Origin of the sequence: Trueperella sp. LYQ141, from assembly GCF_046599555.1 — a bacterium.
Lineage (GTDB): Bacteria > Actinomycetota > Actinomycetes > Actinomycetales > Actinomycetaceae > Trueperella.
The window spans coordinates 1-18,628 of sequence record NZ_JBKIWQ010000009.1 but is presented as its reverse complement, the minus strand read 5'-3'; the positions used below and the strand labels follow the sequence as shown (position 1 = coordinate 18,628).

Below are 18,628 nucleotides of genomic sequence, written 5' to 3'. Positions count from 1 at the left end.
CACCAACAAGCCAACACCACCATACCCACCTGGGGCGACGCAATCTGCTGGAACGAACTCCACCACACCACCCCATACCACAACACCTGGGACTAACCCACAAGCAACACATTTTGTCCTATAACCCGCCTGTTCCCGCCATTCTTCCTTGATACATACTGGTAATACCAGCCATCTGCCATCCATAACGTTACCCACCCTACAACCACCTATCACCTATTGGGGGAAATCCTGGATCACTGACGGCTTTGTGCGAGTGAGAAATATTTTTCGAACAGATTTACCGTCAGATTCACATATTCTGCAACTCCTCGTAGACTTCCATAACGAAAGCACCCATTTCGAGCAGCAGCTCCGCTACCTCAACATCTCTCACGGAATTACCACCAGCAGACCAGCATTGCTTCACCAGGCAAAACGCGTTAGGCAAGCAGATACGTTACTACCAGGGAAAAACAGCCACGGTGCGTTACATTCCCGATCAATCACACACAACAACCCAACAGAAAGCTGCTACACAACCGTGATTAACGCCCGGAAACCTAATTCATGCCCAGGTTTACCGATCTTAGCTGTCCTTCTTCTCAATAGAAACAAGATCGAAAACGGCTTCATTATCCGCATCGATATGGCTCAGACGCACACGCACGCGATTACCTGACTCCACCTCAGCACTGTGGATCTCCGCGCTCACTGCTGGCTCATCAATTATGACCGTCCCGCGTCCTCCACGTGACACTTCAACCACAGTGCCCGCAAATATCTCATCCTCGCGACCGCGCAAAGCTAGCGCCTCCACAACAGATATTGCTCGCCGCTCACAACGCCCAGCCCGTGCCGTATCAGCAGCCATAATCGCCGGCAGTAACGGTAGCGCCTCCCTGATCCACACTGGTATCTCACTCCCAGCGCACAAACACCGGCACACTTCTAAGCCAAAACGATCAACCAGCCGACGAAGCGGAGCAGTGACATGCGCATAAGGAGCAGCAATCGCAGCGTGTTCTAAACAATGCTGCTGGTGCGAGCTATCTCCACCAGCGCTTTCACCAGAGGCTCCTGAGCCATTAATGCTTTCGCCATTATCCTCAGCGCTACCCTCACTGGCCGTTCCCATCAGGCTCGACGCATTCACCGCCTCATCTGCTTTCGTTGCTTCCATAGAGTCAGCGGATTGCATTGACTCTGCCGCCTGGCTGGCACACTCCACAACATCCGATACACATGCCCGATCAGCAGATTTTTCAGCGCCGTTTTCTCCGTCTTCCCCAGCTAGCGCACGGTATCCAGCGCCACGGAATAACTTGACGGCTGCATGCAAGAAAGCCAATACTGCCGGCGAATCCGGGTGTACGGAACGCACAAAATCCGGATACGACGTATCCGCATCCCACGTCAGCCCCAAAGCGGCGGCTACACGCCGCAACCGGCGTACATCACGCGGATCTGCTGGCGGCAACGTGCGAATAATGCCCACATTCGCCTCGCACATCATCTGCGCAGCAGCCATTCCCGTCATAATCGAAATCTGCGAATTCCATTGCTCAACATCAGTGAGTTCCCGAAATTCTAGCCGCAGTTCATCCCCCTGACGTTCCACGCGTTGCTCGGGTAGATTCAACGAAATTCCTCCTCGCCGCGCCTCGCACTCTTGGCGCAACCGACCGATAATCCCCAGCAGCTCAGGTAAATCCGCTGGAACCTCCGCTGGTAAGGCCGCATGCCCGTCGTATGCGCGTTGGACTTGCTCATAACTCAGTTGAGCACGCGAACGCACTCGGGCCAGTTCAACGTGGGTGCTGAGCACCTGACCATCAGTATCAACCTCAAAAGTCCACAGATATGCGGGGCGATCTTCCCCTGGCAGCAGCGACGCCGCGTGTGTGGATAACACCTCCGGGTGCAAGGGGATAATGCGATCTGGTAAATAAACCGTTGCTCCCCGCTCCCGCGTCTCCCGATCCAGTGGACCATCCGGAGTCATGAAAAGCCCCACCGCAGCAATCGCATAGATCACCCGCATACCGTGATCCGTGCGCGCTAATGCCACTGCCTGATCGAGATCACGCGAGCCCTCTGGATCAATTGTGACCAGTGGGATATCCGTCCGGCACGGTAACTCCTGCCATTGTGGGATACCGCATTGTGCCGCACGTTCGGCCTCACGACGAGCATCGGCACTAAAATCCGCCGGTATCCCCGTATCCGCCATAATTTTCTGAATAAAAGGGTCAATAGCTTCAATGGGGACCCGATGAGGGCTAATACGCCGTTGCCGCATCGTGCTTACTCCTATCCTGGACGAGACTACCCTCGCCAGCTAACGTGAAAAGTGGAAGGTACTGGCTAATATCTGCCCGCGTTCCGGAATAGGAAATCCGCTTAGGATCTATCGTCATCCCTAAGACCGCCGCCAGCCACGTATCCGCATCAATTTCAACGACGTTCGGTGGCGTACCTCGGGTATGTATTGGGCCGGCAATTGCTTGAACAGCCCCCACCCAAGGAATCCGAATTTCAACTGAGCGACCTGGATAGCGATGAGCAAATTCTTCCAGCGCAAAACGTGCGGCGATTTTCTTCTCCGGTTCATCAAGAGAACCAGTACGCGCATAGACTGCCAACAGTTCGCGAGCAGCCGGTGCGTCAATGCGTCGTCTCATATCGCCATTCTATGCAGATATGCGCGGGCGGCGGGTTGAAGTAACCCGCCGCCCCATCTGTTTCTCGCTAAGCTAAGCACGCAAAATCGCCAGGCTTAACGACACAGCGTTTTTAGTTGTGGCGCCGCCGCTTGCCTGAATCGCCAGATCCTAACATCCGCAGATCTTCGATCTTTCGGCGCGGCACACTTTAGATAATGCCCTGCTCCAGCATGGCATCTGCCACTTTCATGAATCCAGCCGCATTCGCACCGACGAGGTAATTCCCCGGCACACCTAGCTCCTGCGCGGTTGACAAGCAGGTTGAGTGAATGTCCAGCATGATCTCATCAAGTTTCTGCTCCACAGCCTCGAAGCTCCATGCCTGCAAAGACGCATTCTGCTGCATTTCCAGCGCCGAGGTAGCCACACCACCAGCATTGGCTGCCTTACCCGGAGCGTAAAGCAGATTCGCAGCTTGGGCGATTTCAATTGCCCCCGGAGTCAACGGCATATTTGCCCCTTCGGCAATCAGTTTGACCCCGTTGGCGATCATCTCGCGCACATCATTGGCGTCAACCTCATTCTGGGTCGCACATGGCAGCGCAAGATCCGCTGGGATCCCCCAGACCTTCGCATCGGGGCGGAATTGCGCGTTCGGGCGCAGCTCAGCATATTCACTGACGCGACCACGGCGTACTTCCTTGATGTCCTTCAACAGCTCCACGTCAATACCGTCGGGATCATAAACGGCACCGGAAGAATCCGAGATAGAAACGGCAATACCGCCTTCTTTCTGCACCTTCTCAATGGCGTAAATGGCTACATTTCCCGCACCGGAAACCAGGACTCGCTTGCCAGCGATGGAATCATCCCGCGTGCCCAGCATTGCCTTAGTGAAAGTCACCAGACCATATCCGGTCGCTTCCGTCCGGCACAAGGAACCACCCCAACCGACACGCTTGCCGGTCAACACACCAGCTTCATTGCGATGCACGAGACGCTTGTACTGGCCAAATAGATAGCCGATTTCTCGGGCGCCAACCCCAATATCGCCAGCCGGCACGTCAATATCAGCGCCGATATGCTTCGACAGCTCCATCATGAATGCCTGGCAGAAGCGCATGACTTCATTATCCGTCTTACCATGCGGATCGAAATCCGATCCACCTTTGCCGCCACCGATTCCCTGACCAGTCAACGCATTCTTGAAAATCTGTTCGAATCCCAAGAATTTAATGACGGAAAGCGTCACCGAGGGGTGGAAACGCAAGCCACCCTTGTATGGACCAAGCGTGGAGTTGAACTGAATACGATACCCGCGGTTAACCCGCACTTTATTCTGATCGTCCTGCCAGGCAACCCGGAACATAATCTGCCGTTCCGGTTCGATGATTCGCTCCAGAATCGCGGCTTCCTGGTAGTCTGTGCGCTCCAGCAACAGCGGTTCAACGCTTTCAATCACCTCTCGCACAGCCTGCTGAAATTCTGGCTGCGTCGGGTTGCGCTTGAGAGCTTCTTCATAGATTCGTTCTAACCGGGAATCCATACGCTTCTCCTTGTCTTATTCGTCCATAGCAGTGCTAAGAACACTTATGGGGACATTGTGGCACACTCAAGCATGCCCTGATCTGATCGCCGCCGAATAGCAATCAGCACAATTTTTCACGCACGAAAGCGTAACGCTCCGCCATTTCCGCAAGAACATCCTCGGCCACAACCGGAGCTGCTCCCCCGTGAGTCCAGGCAGAAACATCTTCACTAATGGCCTTGCGCAGATAATCCTTACCGAACACGCGCGGCACACCACAATCAACTTCGGATTTTAACCAATAGGTTGCCGAATCTGGCGTGAAGGCTTGATCTGCGAGAACATACTCCTCATCACCTTCGTCTGCCGATGATCCAAACTCCAATTTACATTCCGCGATAACTAATCCGCGTTCCGCACTGATTTCATTGGCCCGACGATACAGTTCCACTGATAATGAGCTCAGGCGACGAGCTTGGTTCACCCCCAGCAATCGCTGTGCTTGAACCGGAGAGATGATCTGATCGTCAGCACCAACTGCCCCTTTTACCGCTGGGATGAACACTGGCTTAGGCAGTTGTTGCCCAATCTCCAGCCCCTCAGGTTGGGCAATTCCACCGATAGTCTGCGCACATTGATATTCTTCAGCGACGCTTTCCGTCACATATCCGACGACGCTACATTCAACTGGAAACATCCGCAATCGACGCACAATCATTGCCCGCCCAGCAACTTCTGATGGCACGTTGAGGGATAGATAATGCGTGGGAACAATGTCAGCCAATTGGTCAAACCACCAGGCGGCAATATCTGTCAGCAAGATACCTTTGCCAGGAATTGTTGCCGGTAGCACGCGATCATGAACAGAGATCCGATCCGAGGCAACAAACATCATCGTTTCACTACCGCTATACGCGGGCGCTCCGGCGGGAAGGTATATGTCGTGTACTTTGCCGGTATAAATGCGCGTCCAGTTCGGAATAGTCAGAAACGATGGCGAACTCATGACGCCTGTTCTCCTTCGTTGAGGCTACAGGGGCGTGTTTCCATTTTAGCGCGAAACCCACGGATTCCACACTGTGAACTGAGGACATCCAGTTGGTGGACGCCATATTGAACGATCCACCATTTCGTCGATTGCCCGATCAGTACTGCTCGGGATGCTCGGGACTAAAATATGGCAATGACGCGAGGAGGGCGCGACGTGAAACGTCGCGCCCTCCCTAGGCGTTACAGGCCATAGCCTGCACGTATAGCGCCTCTTATCAGCGTCAAACCTTACTTCGCAGCCTCAATGCGCTCGCGCAACTTGGCCAACTGTTCGGTGATCTCGGCCGGAAGCTTATCGCCGAACTGGGTGAAGTATTCTTCCGTCAGATCGGCTTCGGTTGCCCATGCTGCCGGATCAATCTCGAAGAGCTTCTCCCATACTTCGTCACTCAGATCAAGACCCTCAACATTGAAGTCTTCCTTCTTGGGGTACAAGCCGGTGACGCCTTCAACGGCCTCAACCTCGCCCGATGCGCGACGAACGATCCAGTCCAGAACGCGGGAGTTATCGCCGTAGCCCGGCCACATGAACTTGCCGTTCTCGTCCTTACGGAACCAGTTAACCTGGTAGACCTTCGGGAACTTATCGCCCAGCTCTTTCTGCATGTCAATCCAGTGACCCCAGTAATCGGCCATGTTGTAGCCGCAGAAGGGAAGCATTGCGAACGGATCGTGACGCAGAGAGCCAACTGCACCTTCGGCTGCAGCCGTCTGCTCAGAAGCCACCGAAGCACCGATGAATACACCATGTGCCGGCTCGTACTGCTCAGCAACAAGCGGAACGTTGGAGGCGCGACGACCACCGAAGAGGATTGCATCAACCGGAACGCCCTGCGGAGCTTCCCAATCTTCACAGATAATCGGGCACTGCGAGGCCGGAGTGGTGAAGCGGGAGTTCGGGTGGGCAGCCTTCTCGCCAGATTCCGGCGTCCAGTCGTTGCCATGCCAGTCAATCAGATGCTCGGGCACATCGCCGTCGATGCCCTCCCACCACACGTCGCCATCATCCGTCAACGCAACGTTGGTGAAGATGGTGTTGGCCTTCATGGTTTCCATAGCCATCGGATTGGTGTCGTAAGAGGTACCCGGGGCAACGCCGAAGAAGCCAGCTTCTGGGTTGATGGCGTACAGGCGACCATCCGGGCCAGGACGCATCCAGGCGATGTCATCGCCGACCGTCTCCACCTTGTAGCCCTCAATGGTGGGCTGGAGCATGGCCAGGTTCGTCTTGCCACAGGCCGAGGGGAAGGCGGCGGTAACGTGGTACTGCTTGCCCGTCTTTTCATCCGTCAGGCGCAGGATGAGCATGTGCTCAGCCATCCAGCCATCGCGGCGAGCCATCGTCGAAGCGATACGCAGCGCGAAGCACTTCTTGCCGAGCAGCGCGTTGCCGCCGTAGCCAGAGCCGTAGGACCAGATCTCGTTCGTCTCGGGGAAGTGGGTGATGTACTTTTCGTCGTTGCACGGCCAGGCAACGTCTTCGCGTTCCTTGCCTTCTGCGTCAACAAGCGGATAGCCCACGGAGTGAACGGCGGGAACCCATACGCGACCTTCACCAATGAGCTTCAGAGCTTCAGCACCCATGCGGGTCATAATGCGCATGTTGACAACGACGTACGGGGAATCCGTAACCTCGATACCGAGCTGGGAGATCGGGCCACCCAATGGACCCATCGAGAACGGAATGACGTACATGGTACGACCGGCCATTGCACCGCGGAATACACCCTTTTCACCAATGAGGGTTTCTTTCATTTCCGCCGGATCGGCCCAGTTATTCGTCGGACCTGCATCTTCTTCCTTTTCGGAGCAGATGAAGGTACGCGACTCAACGCGAGCAACATCAGACGGCAGCGAGCGAGCCAAGAACGAGTTGGGACGCTTCTCCGGATTCAATCGGGTGAAGATACCCTTCTCAACCATTTCGGTCGTCAGGCGATCCCATTCTTCCTGCGATCCATCTGCCCAGTAAATATCCTTGGGCGTGGTCATGTTGGCAACTTCCGTTACCCATTCGATAAGATCTGCCGGCGCACAATCCGGTGCACCTGCGCGAACGTCCTCAACAGTGAACGTGGTGTTTGTCATCGCATTTCCTCCTAGAGACGGGCGATGTCGAAATCCTTCGCTCCCTATTATTCTGAAGATTTCTGTGAATTTGCTAGGACTATTGACTATTGCGCAATGAGCATAAGAATCATCGGCACAACATCGCGCCAGATGTGCTACAAATCACACCTAAAGCCGTGGGAAAATGTCGGAATTCATCGAGAATCGCATCCAATTTTTTCACGGCAATCTACCCATTAGTGCCCTAGCTAGTAACATTAGTGGGGTATTAACTATCAAACACGAGGGTGTTACTCATGAAAAAATGGACACAGCGCAAGAAAGCGGGATTTTTTGCCATTTTAGCCCCGATCGCGTTGCTCCTGAGCGCATGCAACATGGATATGACGATCAAGGTCAATGAAGATGGCTCCGCCTCCGTTGTTATGGACTTCATTGACTCCAAAGGGATGATGAAAGCCGCTGGCATTAAATCCTGTGACGACCTAAAGAAGCAGATGGATACGATGGATTCAGAATCCTCGTCCGTCGATTTCACAATTGACGACATCTCACAGGGCGATACCCTGGGATGCCGATTCTCCTCAGCCTCGGGCGGAAACGTTATTGACGGTGAAACCCTGAAAGAAACCGACGATACCTTTATCCTGGAACTGACTGGATCAGATACCGGCACATCCACACTCAATGAATCCGATATGAAGATGATGGAATCCATGGGTCTGTCCATGAAGGTCATCGTTGAAATGCCAGGCGATATTATCTCCGCCTCGAATGGTGGCAAGATCGAAGGCAATCGTGCCATCTACTCCGATCCCAATGTCTTTGACAAAGGCATGACGGTAGAGGGATTAAAGGAAGCCGGCGCTCACTCAAAAGGCAGCAGCAGCTCCGATGATAAATCAAGTGATAAATCAAGCAGCAGCTCTGATGAGTCCAGTAGCTCTGGTGACAAAGACGCAACCACATCTGGCGATGTAACAACCGCCTCCGATTCCGATAGCAGCGGAACGCCGATCTGGGTATGGATTGCTATTGCTGTTGTTGCCGCGGCTGTCGTTGCTGGCGCCCTCTTTGCAATCCTGCGTGGCAAGAAGAAGAACGACGCACCTCTAGCCGCTAATGCTTATGGTCAAGGCACTGGCTACCCGACCCCCGGATACCAGCCCAATACCTACGGTCAGCCCAACTCCTATGGCCAACCGACGCAGCCACAAGCAGGTGCACAGCCTTACGACCAGGGATATGGTCAGCCTTACGGTCAGCCAACACAGCCCGCGCAGCCGACCATGCCGCCGCAGGCTCCCTACACCCAAGGCGACTACCCCTCTGCTCCGCAAGCGCCACAAGGTCCGACGAACTAATCGAACCGAAAGCTGATTGCATAAGGTAAACAGCCCACTAAATGGGGTGGTGCTCATCGCACAGATGAGCACCACCCCATTTACATACCCGCATAGATACGGTCACGTATCACCCGAATCCCCGACGACCGCCTATATAGCACACACTGCATGATGGACGTCCTCGGCTAACAGCATGCGTGCCCGTCCGTACCAGCCGAACTGGTTGGCAACTATTTTTCTGCAGCTATTGTTCGGGCAGGTTTGCGCATGTTCCCTTATACCCTGCAAAGAACATGACATAAGAGCCACACTACCCCCGATGGTGAAACTGATTTAGGGCACCGCCAAACCCGATTTAAGCGCTTTCAGGAAGCAAGGCGAAACGCGAGATCGTCTGATTGCGCTCTGGCCCCACTCCAATAGCCGAAATCCGGCATCCTGACAATTCTTCAATACGTTTCACATATCCCTGAGCCGTATCAGGGAGCTCGTCGAATGCCGCACACTGCGAAATATCCTCAGACCATCCCGGCAAATATTCGTAGATCGGTTTCGCGTGATGCATATCCGACTGGTTCTCCGGCATATCTTCGACCTGCACCCCATCAATCTCGTATGCCACACACACCGGAATACGCTCAATTCCCGTTAAGACATCGAGTTTCGTCAAGACGATATCCGTCATTGAATTAACTCGGGTGGCATAGCGAGCCACTACTGCGTCATACCATCCCGTCCGGCGGGGGCGCCCTGTCGTCGTCCCAAATTCATGGCCAACCGTGCGCAGATACTCTCCCGATTCGTCAAGAAGCTCCGTGGGGAACGGTCCTTCTCCGACCCGCGTCACGTAGGCCTTCGCCACCCCAATAACCCGATCAATACGCATCGGCCCGACACCCGAGCCCGAGCACGCCCCAGCAGCCGTACAGGTTGAGGAAGTAACAAAGGGATACGTGCCATGATCGATGTCCAACATGGCCGCCTGACCACCCTCAAAAACAACAGTTTGACCTGCATCTAGCGCTTTATTCAGGAGCGTGGATACATTCGTTACCATCGGCGCTACCCGAGGCGCATACGCCAGTAGCTCCTGAACGATATCCTCCACCACAAAGTGCTCCTCAGCCGGCAACTGGCTGAGCATCTGATTCTTCTGCCGCAGTGCCCCGGCGACTTTCTGCCGCAAAATCGATGGATCAAAGAGGTCTTGAATCCGTAAACCAATGCGATTCATCTTGTCAGCATAGGTTGGGCCAATACCCCGCCCCGTCGTGCCAAGTTTGCGCTCACCTAGCATCCGCTCGTTCAACACATCGATGCGCTTGTTATATGAGGGGATGATATGGGCCGACGAGGAAATCTTCAGACGCGAGGTATCCACTCCTCGCCGCTGGAGGTCGCCCAATTCCGCAAAGAGCACCTCCAAATCCACAACCACCCCATTGCCAATCACGGGCGTACATCCTGGCGAGAGAATACCGGCAGGCAAGAGGTGCAAGGCAAAAGTGTCACCATCAACAACCACAGTGTGCCCCGCATTATTTCCGCCGTTGTATTTCACAACATAATCAACCCGAGTGCCGAGCTGATCCGATGCTTTTCCTTTGCCTTCATCGCCCCATTGCGCTCCGACGATCACCACTGCTGGCATGACTCATTTTCCTTTACCTATTGACCTACGACGCTCGTGCGGTATTCACGCCGCCGCATGCGCCCCGTTTAGTGTATGAGCCGAGCCCCTATCGGGCAATCATGTGTTCTATCCTGAGATACCCACATGAAAACACCCTATATTCCTTAAATAGAACTATTCATATCAGCACGAGCTGCTGGTATCCGGCGCAGGGTCACCGCCGATATTCCCGATTACATTGCCGATATATAAGAAATGACCACTAGATTTGAGCATGTATATTCTTCATATATCAGTTGTATATATAAACTCGCCAATACACGACGTCACCGCAAAAAGGGATCATATACGCAAATAGGCACGTACAGCCACTGCCAATTTTTCGCCGTTTCCCATCCCTATTTCACGCTCTCAGCGCAATAACACAATAGAATACATATCTTTGCTTAACTCTAAGCTCACCAAGAGAAGAAAATATGTGCGCCCCAGATCAAGGCGAATCAACCGAGATTAACCCTTACCCCACATACCCGATGTTATTTGCTGAGCCTATCCCAAGTAATAACGTGCCCATCTTAGCTGCGTAGCCTGTATAAAAATACTTCTGCTTACCTATGATTCATCAAAGATAGCCTCCGCCGTAAGACGGATACCGCAGGCATAAGAACCGCCATTTTAGGCGATAAACTGATTCTGGGTTCACCCTACACAGCACATAAGCAATACGGTAGCTAATGACACAAAGAGAGGCCGATATGGATATACGTCTTCACAACCCGCGAAATACGGCAGTCAACTCACTGTGCACATTCCTGCATTACGCCATGCCTGACGTCATCCGATCTCGACCGGCGCGATTCGTCCTCAAAACGTCGATTGTTGGCACGATGATAGTGGAGAATATCCGCACCTTTGTGCCCTTAGATGATCCCACGTTACACGAGACTGCCACACCGAAAACGCAGGCCGAATCCCCCGCCCGCGCTGACAGCGCCACAAACGTATTCTCTGCCGAAGCAGGCAAAACAGAATCCGACGTTGCCGACGCCGCCTCTACTGAAACAGCTACAGGCGATACCGTGCTTCACGATACGATGCACGGTCCAACAGTACGGCGTATCGGCAAAGCTATCGAGACCCATCCCCGCGCCGCAATGGGCGCATTAGCAGCCATGACGGTGGGGAGCATCGGTTTACTGTGCGCCACAGAAAGCGGAATTTTCCGCCGCGGTGAACGCCGGCGGCGCGCGGGAATCCGCGGGGCACATTCCCGCCAGGCACTGCTAGCCGTCGGCCTAACTGTGGCAGCAGACCTTCTCGTCAACTAAAACCTAACCAAAGGTACCGGATACCGCATTAACACAATAGCTCGGTACTTTAACGAGGAAATAGCAGACATCTAGCGAGAGTATTTATCCCGACGCCTCTTCTACACCTCCGCAAAACAGCACAGCTCCCCCGGAAGGGTGTAGAGGGTGGGGCGGCAGGTCATTGACCTGCCGCCCCACTTTAGTATCAGTATCTAGCTAATCTGCTATCTACTCAGATTAGCGCATCTTCTGACCGGCCGAGCCGAGCTGCTGGCATGCCTCCACCACGCGGGCAGCCATACCGGCTTCTGCCTTCTTGCCCCACGCGCGCGGATCGTATGCCTTCTTGTTGCCGACTTCGCCGTCAACCTTGAGAACGCCGTCGTAGTTTTGGAACATGTGCTCCACTGCCGGACGAGTAAAGGCGTACTGCGTATCGGTATCAATGTTCATCTTGATAACGCCGTGCTTAACTGCCGTAGCGATCTCTTCTGCGGTCGAGCCAGAACCACCGTGGAAGACCAGATCAAACGGGCGCTCCTTGCCGTACTTCGCACCGACTTCACGCTGAATCTCACCGAGCAGCTCCGGACGCAGCTTAACCGCACCGGGCTTGTAAACGCCGTGAACATTACCGAAGGTCAGAGCCGTCAGGTAGCGACCATTCTCGCCTAGACCGAGGGCTTCCACCGTCTTCATGCCGTCTTCTGCAGTGGTGTAGAGCTTCTCGTTGATCTCGTTGGCAACGCCGTCTTCTTCGCCACCAACAACGCCGATCTCGATTTCCAGGATTGCATTGGCGCGACGTGCCAGAGCGAGCAGCTCCTTAGCGATCTCCAAGTTCTCATCGAGCGGAACTGCCGAACCATCCCACATGTGAGACTGGAAGAACGGTTCACGACCAGCTTCTATTTCCTTAGCAGACAGCTCCATAATGGGGCGAATCCAGGAATCAATGTTCTGCTTTGCACAGTGATCGGTATGCAAAGCAACCGTCACCGGGTAGTTCTTCGCAACTTCGCGAGCGTATGCCGCAAGAGCGAGCGAACCAGCGACGCGATCCTTAATCGTAGAACCGGAAGCGTATTCAGCGCCGCCGACGGAAATCTGGATGATGCCATCCGACTCAGCATCCGCCAAGCCCTGCAGAGCGGCCGTTACCGTCTGCGACGAGGTCACGTTGAATGCCGGATAAGCGAATCCGCCTTCCTTGGCACGGTCGAGCATCTCATTGTAAACCTCAGGTGTTGCGATACCCATCTGGGACTAACTCCTTCATATATGACAAACGAACAGTCCCATTATCTCACGCTTAGCACCCCTACATCTAGCCAAATAGTCCTCATTTTATCTACGTATTATTTGACTGCTGCTGCAACCATCGCAAAAGAGTGCAGAAGAAATGCAGCAGAAAGCCGCCAGCACCCACATAGCTACTTAAGGAGCACCTCACATCGGCTTTTCGCTCATTACCACAGTGAACCAAGCCAAAATATTGCTATCACGCCCACCAGCGCGAGCGTATGCAACCTGGCCGCTCATTTCACTGGGCAGCGCCGGTTTAAGCGCACAGCCCCTGCCGCGCACAGCTAGCGGCGATGCTGAAGCACCCACATGTGCTGCGCGATTGCTGCCGCTGCCGCAACATTGAGCGAGCGCGTCGAACCATACTGTGGAATATAAACCGCCATCGGACACACCGCGCGCAATTCCTGGGAAATACCCGTCGATTCCTGCCCAAACACCAGCACGCAACGTTCTGGCAAAGCTGCCATCTCTATCGGCTCAGTATTCCCCGTATTGTCAACAGCAACCAGAACATAATCATGCTCAGCCGCCCACCCAGCCAGCTCATCTGCATCGGGATGATGGAACATATCGAGATAACGATCCGTCACCAGCGCCCCACGCCGATTCCATCGACGCCGACCCACAATGTGTACGCCACCGACGTTAAAGGCATTACCCGTCCGCACAATTGACCCAATATTCAAATCATGTGCGAGATTCTCAATAGCCACGTGGAGAGCACAGCGCTGTTGAGCTAGATCGTCATGGATTGCTTGCACCGTCCAGTAACGGTATTTATCTACCACGTTTCGTCGATCACCGTTGGCTAACAGTTCCGGATCAAAGTGGCTCTCCGTCGGGACGGGCAGATCTGGATGTTCTACTGCCCACGGGCCAACGCCTGGAATCCCGCCAATTTTCTCCCCGTTACCCCAAATGGAAAATCCGCTCGGATCATGGGTCGGAGTGTTTTCATCTATGACGCCCACCAGATCTACTCAGCTTCCACGCCCAAATCCGCAATACCAAGTGCCGCGTAATATGGCACTCCCTCGGCTTCAATCTTTGCCGCCGCACCCGTTGCGCGATCAACCACAACCGCCACGGCAAGTACATGCGCCCCAGCTTCACGGGCTGCAGCAATTGCCGTCACTGGGGAACCACCCGTCGTAGAGGTATCTTCAACAATCACTACTCGTCGGCCGGCAATATCTGGACCTTCAATTTGCCGTTTCATGCCATGATCTTTCGCTGCTTTTCGCACGACGAAAGCGTCAATATCCAGACCGCGTGAAGCCGCCGCATGCATAATCGCAGTCGCCACCGGATCTGCCCCCATCGTCAAGCCGCCTACTGCGTCAATATCATCAGCACTTAACCCGTTTTCTTCTAACATATCGAGCATGACGTGCCCAATTAACGGTCCGGCTTCATGATGTAACGTCGAGCGGCGCATATCGACGTAATAATTCGAGGTACGGCCAGAGGCGAGTGTAAATTCCCCGCGCTCAACGGATAAGGTGCAAATCAGCTCGGCGAGTCGAGCCTTCGGGGTATCGTTTGTTATCACAGTGTGCTTCCTATGCTTTCGACGTACTAAAACTGCTAGCTTGTAGCTGTATTTACTCTTTGTTGCGCGGTGGGATACCCGCCACTGACGGCGATATGGAGCGCCCAGAACGCCCTGGACCAGCTAACCGCCGCACCAGCCACCGAGGAGCCAAGCGAGTCACTCCGGCGGTTACTTGGTACAGCAGAGTCGGCGTGACGAGAACTCGCCCTTTCCAAGCGGCGTCAAGGGCAGCTCGAACCACCTGGGGAGCTGTGGCAAATACCCAATCGGGCCATTGCGCCGCGTCAACATGTGAGCGCTCATGGAATTCGGTGCGAATAAGCCCTGGAGTCACCGCCGTAACGCTGACGTCCGTACCGGCCAATTCTGCCGCCAATCCCTCACTGAATGTGCGCACCCAGGCTTTATGCGCAGAATATGTGCCTTGAGCGGTCAGGGCCGTCATTGAGGAGACGTTAATAATTATTCCGCCGCCAAACTCCACCATGCTTTGCGCGGCCGCATGAGAGAGTATCAATACTGCGCGCACCATGACGTCCAGAGCCTGACATTCACGTTCAATAGCGCCGCCAAGAAAATCCTGCCCCAGGCCAAAACCGGCATTATTCACTAGAACGCGCACTTCGCGGGAGGCATCGCGAATCCGTTGTGCAACGCGCTGCGTATCGTCAAGAACGCTTAAATCTGCGGGAAGTACCTCCGCTTCTACTGCGCATTGTTCCCGTACTTCCTGGGCAAGCTGTGCGAGTCGCTGCTCATCGCGAGCTACCAGCACGACGTTATATCCGGCGCGAGCTAACTGCCAGACGAATTCTGTTCCTAATCCGGAGCTAGCTCCAGTAACTAATGCGTAGGCCATGACTCAACCCTAGCAGTTCTCGAAAGGTTCCTATCTTTTCTGAGGTCAGTCGCTGTAGGAGTAGCAGCAAGAATACCTGGGAGGGAGTGTCACGCTCATAGGCTCATCAAAAACCATTATCGGCTCGTTCCAGGCAGACGGTCATATAGGCACGTAGGCAAAGGCATGGTCAGCACCGCTAAAACAGATAGGAGCTGGATGCCCTGCTCAAGATAGAACGTCCATGTTCTTTTTTCGCCTTGCCTGCCAGTAAGTAGATCCCACGCGGCACTGATACACATTTATGCTGACGGATTTTTCCGCGAAAAGATAGCGACAGTGCGCTTAACATACTCACGGTATAGGCTGGACGGGTGAAACTTGCGACGTGGAACATCAACTCAATTCGTGCCCGCACCGATCGGGTTATCGACGTCCTGAACCGCCACGACCTCGATATTCTGGCTCTCCAGGAAACCAAATGCCGCACTGAGCAGTTCCCTGCCGAGCTCTTTGAACAAGCGGGATACCACGTCTGTGCTCATGGAGACGGGCAGTGGAATGGCGTGGCGCTTATTTCCCGCTATCCGATAACCGAGGTGGCGACCCAGTTTTCTGGGCAGCCTGGCTTCACCAAAGGGGACGCAGCCCCTGGCGAGTTTCTCAGTGGAACGGTTGAGCCGCGTGCTCTCGGTGCGACGATTCGCGGGGTGCGGGTATGGTCGCTGTACGTCCCCAATGGTCGTTCCCTTCTCGATCCTCACTACTCGTATAAGATCGCGTGGCTTAACGCCCTGCATGAGGCAATAGGTCATGAGATCTCTGCTAATCCGGATGCTCAGATTGCTCTGGTTGGCGATTGGAACGTCGCTCCGAGCGATAGCGATATATGGAACCATGAGGCATTCGATGGGCTATACGTCTCGTCCTTAGAACGCGCTGCTTTCGAGCAGTTTGCCGAGCTGGGCATGGAAGAAGTGACGCGAGCGCGAGTCACAAATTACACCTTTTGGGATTATCAGCGGCTGCGTTTCCCACGCAACGAAGGCATGCGAATCGACTTCATTTGGGCTTCCTCTGCTCTGGCACAGCGCGTCACCAACGCCGCAATTGATCGCGAGGAGCGCAAGGGGAAAGGTGCCTCTGACCACGTGCCCGTCATTATTGAATGGGTAGATACTGACGAAAACTGAGTAAACACCAATTATTCGTTGCAGTTCCGCCGGCGAACATTCCGCTGTTGTCGCCATTCGTCGTAACTAATTTGGCACGGTTATGCGCCTGACTATATGCCGTAGGTAGTGGATCAATGATTGCGTACCGATTCGGCGCTCGTTCCCTAGCAGTACTTTTCCTTATAGCCAGCGCCTTCCTTATAGCGGGCAACGCAGATATGACGGATGCCAGGCCTGCCCCCCCCTACGCGCTTCCATATCTGGCTCGATACCAGCTAAAACAGCGGATACTCAGGAAACGACGGGCACATCCTCATTGTGAAACAGTGTTCTGCCACATCTCATTCGTCAGTGCTGGCCACAGCCGAATATGCTCAGAACAGAACTCCTTTTCTCCAAGGAAAACCCCTGCTTTGCGCGCAATTAGATCCACATAGATAAACGACCCCGACATCCCGAAATGCCCGACGACTCGATTCGAGAAAGACGGCCCAGTCCAATGCGGATGATCGGGGTTACGGATCGAAAGCCCCAAGCCCCACGGGTTATCAGAGCTCGGCCCGTATCCAGGAGTGATACCCGCTATTTTCGGGAATTGAACCGTACACGCTTCTTCGGCAAGTTCAGCGGGGATACACGTCGGGTTGAGAATTTCCAGCCCAAAACGCATCAAAGAATCAGCCGTCCCGCGAGCCGAATATGCGATTGATCCGCGACATTCCACCGCGTCCATCCCTAAGGGGGCGAACACGCTCCGAGAAATCCAATCGTGGATATTCATTCCGATCCGCTGTTGCACTTCATGTGCCAGTACGTCATACCCATAATTAGAGTAAATACGGCGTCTACCTGGCCGCGCGATCGGCTCTCCATGAGCTGGTGGCAGGCCGGAGGCATGCGCTAACAGATGCCGAAATGTTGAGCCGGGCGGCCCAGCCGGATCATCCAGACGCAAATACCCCTTATAGACAGCGACCAGAACAGCCCACGCCGCAATTGGCTTTGTAACCGACATATACGGATACCAGCGGTCTACGTCTCCAACCATCACATCAGGTTGCGCGCCACTAAAAGCAATATAGCTGTGTTCGAAACGGAACTCGTCGGTAGAAAGCGGGTCAAAACGCATAGCTCCACTGTGGCACATGCTCAGCCGAATGGAAAATACTTTTTGCCACGTCTCGGGCAGTAGCCAGCTACGTAGCCAGCTACACCGTGTCGCCCCCCTGGTTACCGCATGTGATCGAGCTTCAAACCGAATTCGCTACTATTTTTTTATTTCCCCGCACTGCTCTGCAGGTGATATGCACCCGCTATCTTGTTAGCAATTTGGCGTCTTTCCATCACTGACGGTCACATCACGCCGGAGCGCTCATGCAGGAGATTTTCTCCTTTGCCACAGAAAGGGCTAGGATAAAAATGTGACGGAGGATACAACGACGTGGGGGTCGCACTCAAAGAAACCACGCATCAATCGCGGTCATGCACGCCCTACCCATGCACAACGCGACGCCACCTCACCCTTTTGCCAAAAATCTGATCCTCGGTTAATCCGTGCGCGCTCACATCGCTGCCCTGACCTGTACGCCCCGCCGCCCGGGCATGAACATCCCAAGCCACTGTGTACTCATATCAGCATGGACGAGGCCGAGCGGATTGCCGCTCTCGCCGCCCACCCATCACAATTTTTTCGACGCGCATTAGCACCTGCACCTGATACCCCTACGGGAACGCCAGCGCGGTCGGGAAAATCAGCGCGCGAACTGGCAGCACCATACCCCACAGCACGGGCTCGCCTCTCACTAACACCACACTATATTTCCCCGACAACACAGCGCATTATCGCTATCGTCCTGGCGCTGAGCTTCGGCACACTCGGGATACACAATCTCTTCCTAGGGCACTATGCGCGAGCCGCGCGCAACATCCTGCTATGGGCTGGATGCGTATGTGCAAGCGCACTGACCGGCAACGCCCTCTTCCTCTTTCTGCCAATCGGGCTCGTCGCATACGAAATCGTGGAGATTGCTCGCAGGCATGGCCCATACTCCGAATAATCCACAAATATTATGCACCGACGAATGGCGGCAATCAGTGGCGTGGGGGGGGGGGGGGGAGGGGGCCCACCCCCAGCCACCGCTACGCCTCCCCCTTGCTCGGCGCTCCCACC

Annotated in this window: 16 protein-coding genes; 4 read left to right on the top strand and 12 right to left on the bottom strand. The window is 54.5% G+C overall.

Going from position 1 to position 18,628, the window contains the following annotated elements:
* The 6 genes from ACLHIJ_RS07500 to ACLHIJ_RS07475 form a co-directional block, all read right to left on the bottom strand.
* Window positions 1-198 (bottom strand): hypothetical protein (locus ACLHIJ_RS07500; protein ID WP_411298859.1); only part of this gene is annotated, 198 nt, incomplete at its 3' end.
* A 370-nt stretch (window positions 199-568) separates the two neighbouring features.
* Window positions 569-2,281 carry an RNB domain-containing ribonuclease gene (locus ACLHIJ_RS07495; protein ID WP_411298858.1) on the bottom strand — a complete coding sequence of 571 codons (1,713 nt, stop codon included), beginning with the start codon at window positions 2,279-2,281 and terminating at the stop codon, window positions 569-571.
* On the bottom strand, window positions 2,262-2,663 hold the full coding sequence (locus ACLHIJ_RS07490; RefSeq protein WP_411298857.1) for a sterol carrier family protein: 402 nt from the start codon (window positions 2,661-2,663) through the stop codon (window positions 2,262-2,264). Before ACLHIJ_RS07490 ends, ACLHIJ_RS07495 begins: the two co-directional genes overlap by 20 nt.
* Before the next feature lie 190 nt (window positions 2,664-2,853).
* Window positions 2,854-4,191 (bottom strand): NADP-specific glutamate dehydrogenase, encoded by a 1,338-nt coding sequence (gene gdhA / locus ACLHIJ_RS07485; RefSeq protein ID WP_411298856.1) that lies wholly within the window; start codon window positions 4,189-4,191, stop codon window positions 2,854-2,856.
* Window positions 4,192-4,294: 103 nt separating this feature from the next.
* Window positions 4,295-5,179: a phosphoribosylaminoimidazolesuccinocarboxamide synthase gene (locus ACLHIJ_RS07480; RefSeq protein WP_411296578.1), complete on the bottom strand. Its 885-nt coding sequence runs from the start codon at window positions 5,177-5,179 to the stop codon at window positions 4,295-4,297.
* A gap of 272 nt (window positions 5,180-5,451) precedes the next feature.
* Entirely contained in the window at window positions 5,452-7,311 is a 1,860-nt protein-coding gene (locus ACLHIJ_RS07475; RefSeq protein WP_411298855.1) for a phosphoenolpyruvate carboxykinase (GTP), read from the bottom strand.
* Between the two features lie 278 nt (window positions 7,312-7,589).
* Here ACLHIJ_RS07475 and ACLHIJ_RS07470 point away from each other — a divergent pair, with 278 nt between their 5' ends.
* Complete coding sequence (locus tag ACLHIJ_RS07470) at window positions 7,590-8,657, top strand: hypothetical protein (protein WP_411298854.1); 1,068 nt, start codon at window positions 7,590-7,592, stop codon at window positions 8,655-8,657.
* Window positions 8,658-8,994: 337 nt separating this feature from the next.
* On the opposite strand, the gene ACLHIJ_RS07465 is transcribed toward ACLHIJ_RS07470, so the two are convergent.
* Window positions 8,995-10,290 carry an adenylosuccinate synthase gene (locus tag ACLHIJ_RS07465; protein WP_411298853.1) on the bottom strand — a complete coding sequence of 432 codons (1,296 nt, stop codon included), beginning with the start codon at window positions 10,288-10,290 and terminating at the stop codon, window positions 8,995-8,997.
* Between the two features lie 737 nt (window positions 10,291-11,027).
* On the opposite strand from ACLHIJ_RS07465, the gene ACLHIJ_RS07460 reads away from it, so the two are divergent.
* Window positions 11,028-11,600 (top strand): hypothetical protein, encoded by a 573-nt coding sequence (locus tag ACLHIJ_RS07460; protein ID WP_411298852.1) that lies wholly within the window; start codon window positions 11,028-11,030, stop codon window positions 11,598-11,600.
* Between the two features lie 219 nt (window positions 11,601-11,819).
* Here the strand turns inward: ACLHIJ_RS07460 and fbaA are convergent, their stop codons facing one another.
* From fbaA to ACLHIJ_RS07440, 4 genes are all read right to left on the bottom strand, one after another.
* Window positions 11,820-12,842: a class II fructose-bisphosphate aldolase gene (gene fbaA / locus ACLHIJ_RS07455; protein ID WP_411298851.1), complete on the bottom strand. Its 1,023-nt coding sequence runs from the start codon at window positions 12,840-12,842 to the stop codon at window positions 11,820-11,822.
* A gap of 329 nt (window positions 12,843-13,171) precedes the next feature.
* Window positions 13,172-13,810 (bottom strand): TrmH family RNA methyltransferase, encoded by a 639-nt coding sequence (locus ACLHIJ_RS07450; protein WP_411298860.1) that lies wholly within the window; start codon window positions 13,808-13,810, stop codon window positions 13,172-13,174.
* 56 nt (window positions 13,811-13,866) lie between these two features.
* The gene (pyrE, locus tag ACLHIJ_RS07445) at window positions 13,867-14,442 is read right to left on the bottom strand and encodes an orotate phosphoribosyltransferase (RefSeq protein ID WP_411298850.1); all 576 of its coding nucleotides are present in this window, start codon (window positions 14,440-14,442) and stop codon (window positions 13,867-13,869) included.
* A gap of 52 nt (window positions 14,443-14,494) precedes the next feature.
* Window positions 14,495-15,304 (bottom strand): SDR family NAD(P)-dependent oxidoreductase, encoded by an 810-nt coding sequence (locus tag ACLHIJ_RS07440; RefSeq protein WP_411298849.1) that lies wholly within the window; start codon window positions 15,302-15,304, stop codon window positions 14,495-14,497.
* A gap of 353 nt (window positions 15,305-15,657) precedes the next feature.
* Here ACLHIJ_RS07440 and ACLHIJ_RS07435 point away from each other — a divergent pair, with 353 nt between their 5' ends.
* On the top strand, window positions 15,658-16,476 hold the full coding sequence (locus tag ACLHIJ_RS07435; protein WP_411298848.1) for an exodeoxyribonuclease III: 819 nt from the start codon (window positions 15,658-15,660) through the stop codon (window positions 16,474-16,476).
* A 295-nt stretch (window positions 16,477-16,771) separates the two neighbouring features.
* Here the strand turns inward: ACLHIJ_RS07435 and ACLHIJ_RS07430 are convergent, their stop codons facing one another.
* A complete protein-coding gene (locus tag ACLHIJ_RS07430; RefSeq protein WP_411298847.1) occupies window positions 16,772-17,587 on the bottom strand; it encodes a serine hydrolase domain-containing protein in 816 nt (271 codons plus the stop codon).
* Window positions 17,588-17,879: 292 nt separating this feature from the next.
* Between ACLHIJ_RS07430 and ACLHIJ_RS07425 the strand changes: the two genes are divergently transcribed.
* A complete protein-coding gene (locus ACLHIJ_RS07425) occupies window positions 17,880-18,515 on the top strand; it encodes a hypothetical protein (RefSeq protein WP_411298846.1) in 636 nt (211 codons plus the stop codon).
* The last annotated feature ends 113 nt before the right edge of the window (window positions 18,516-18,628 follow it).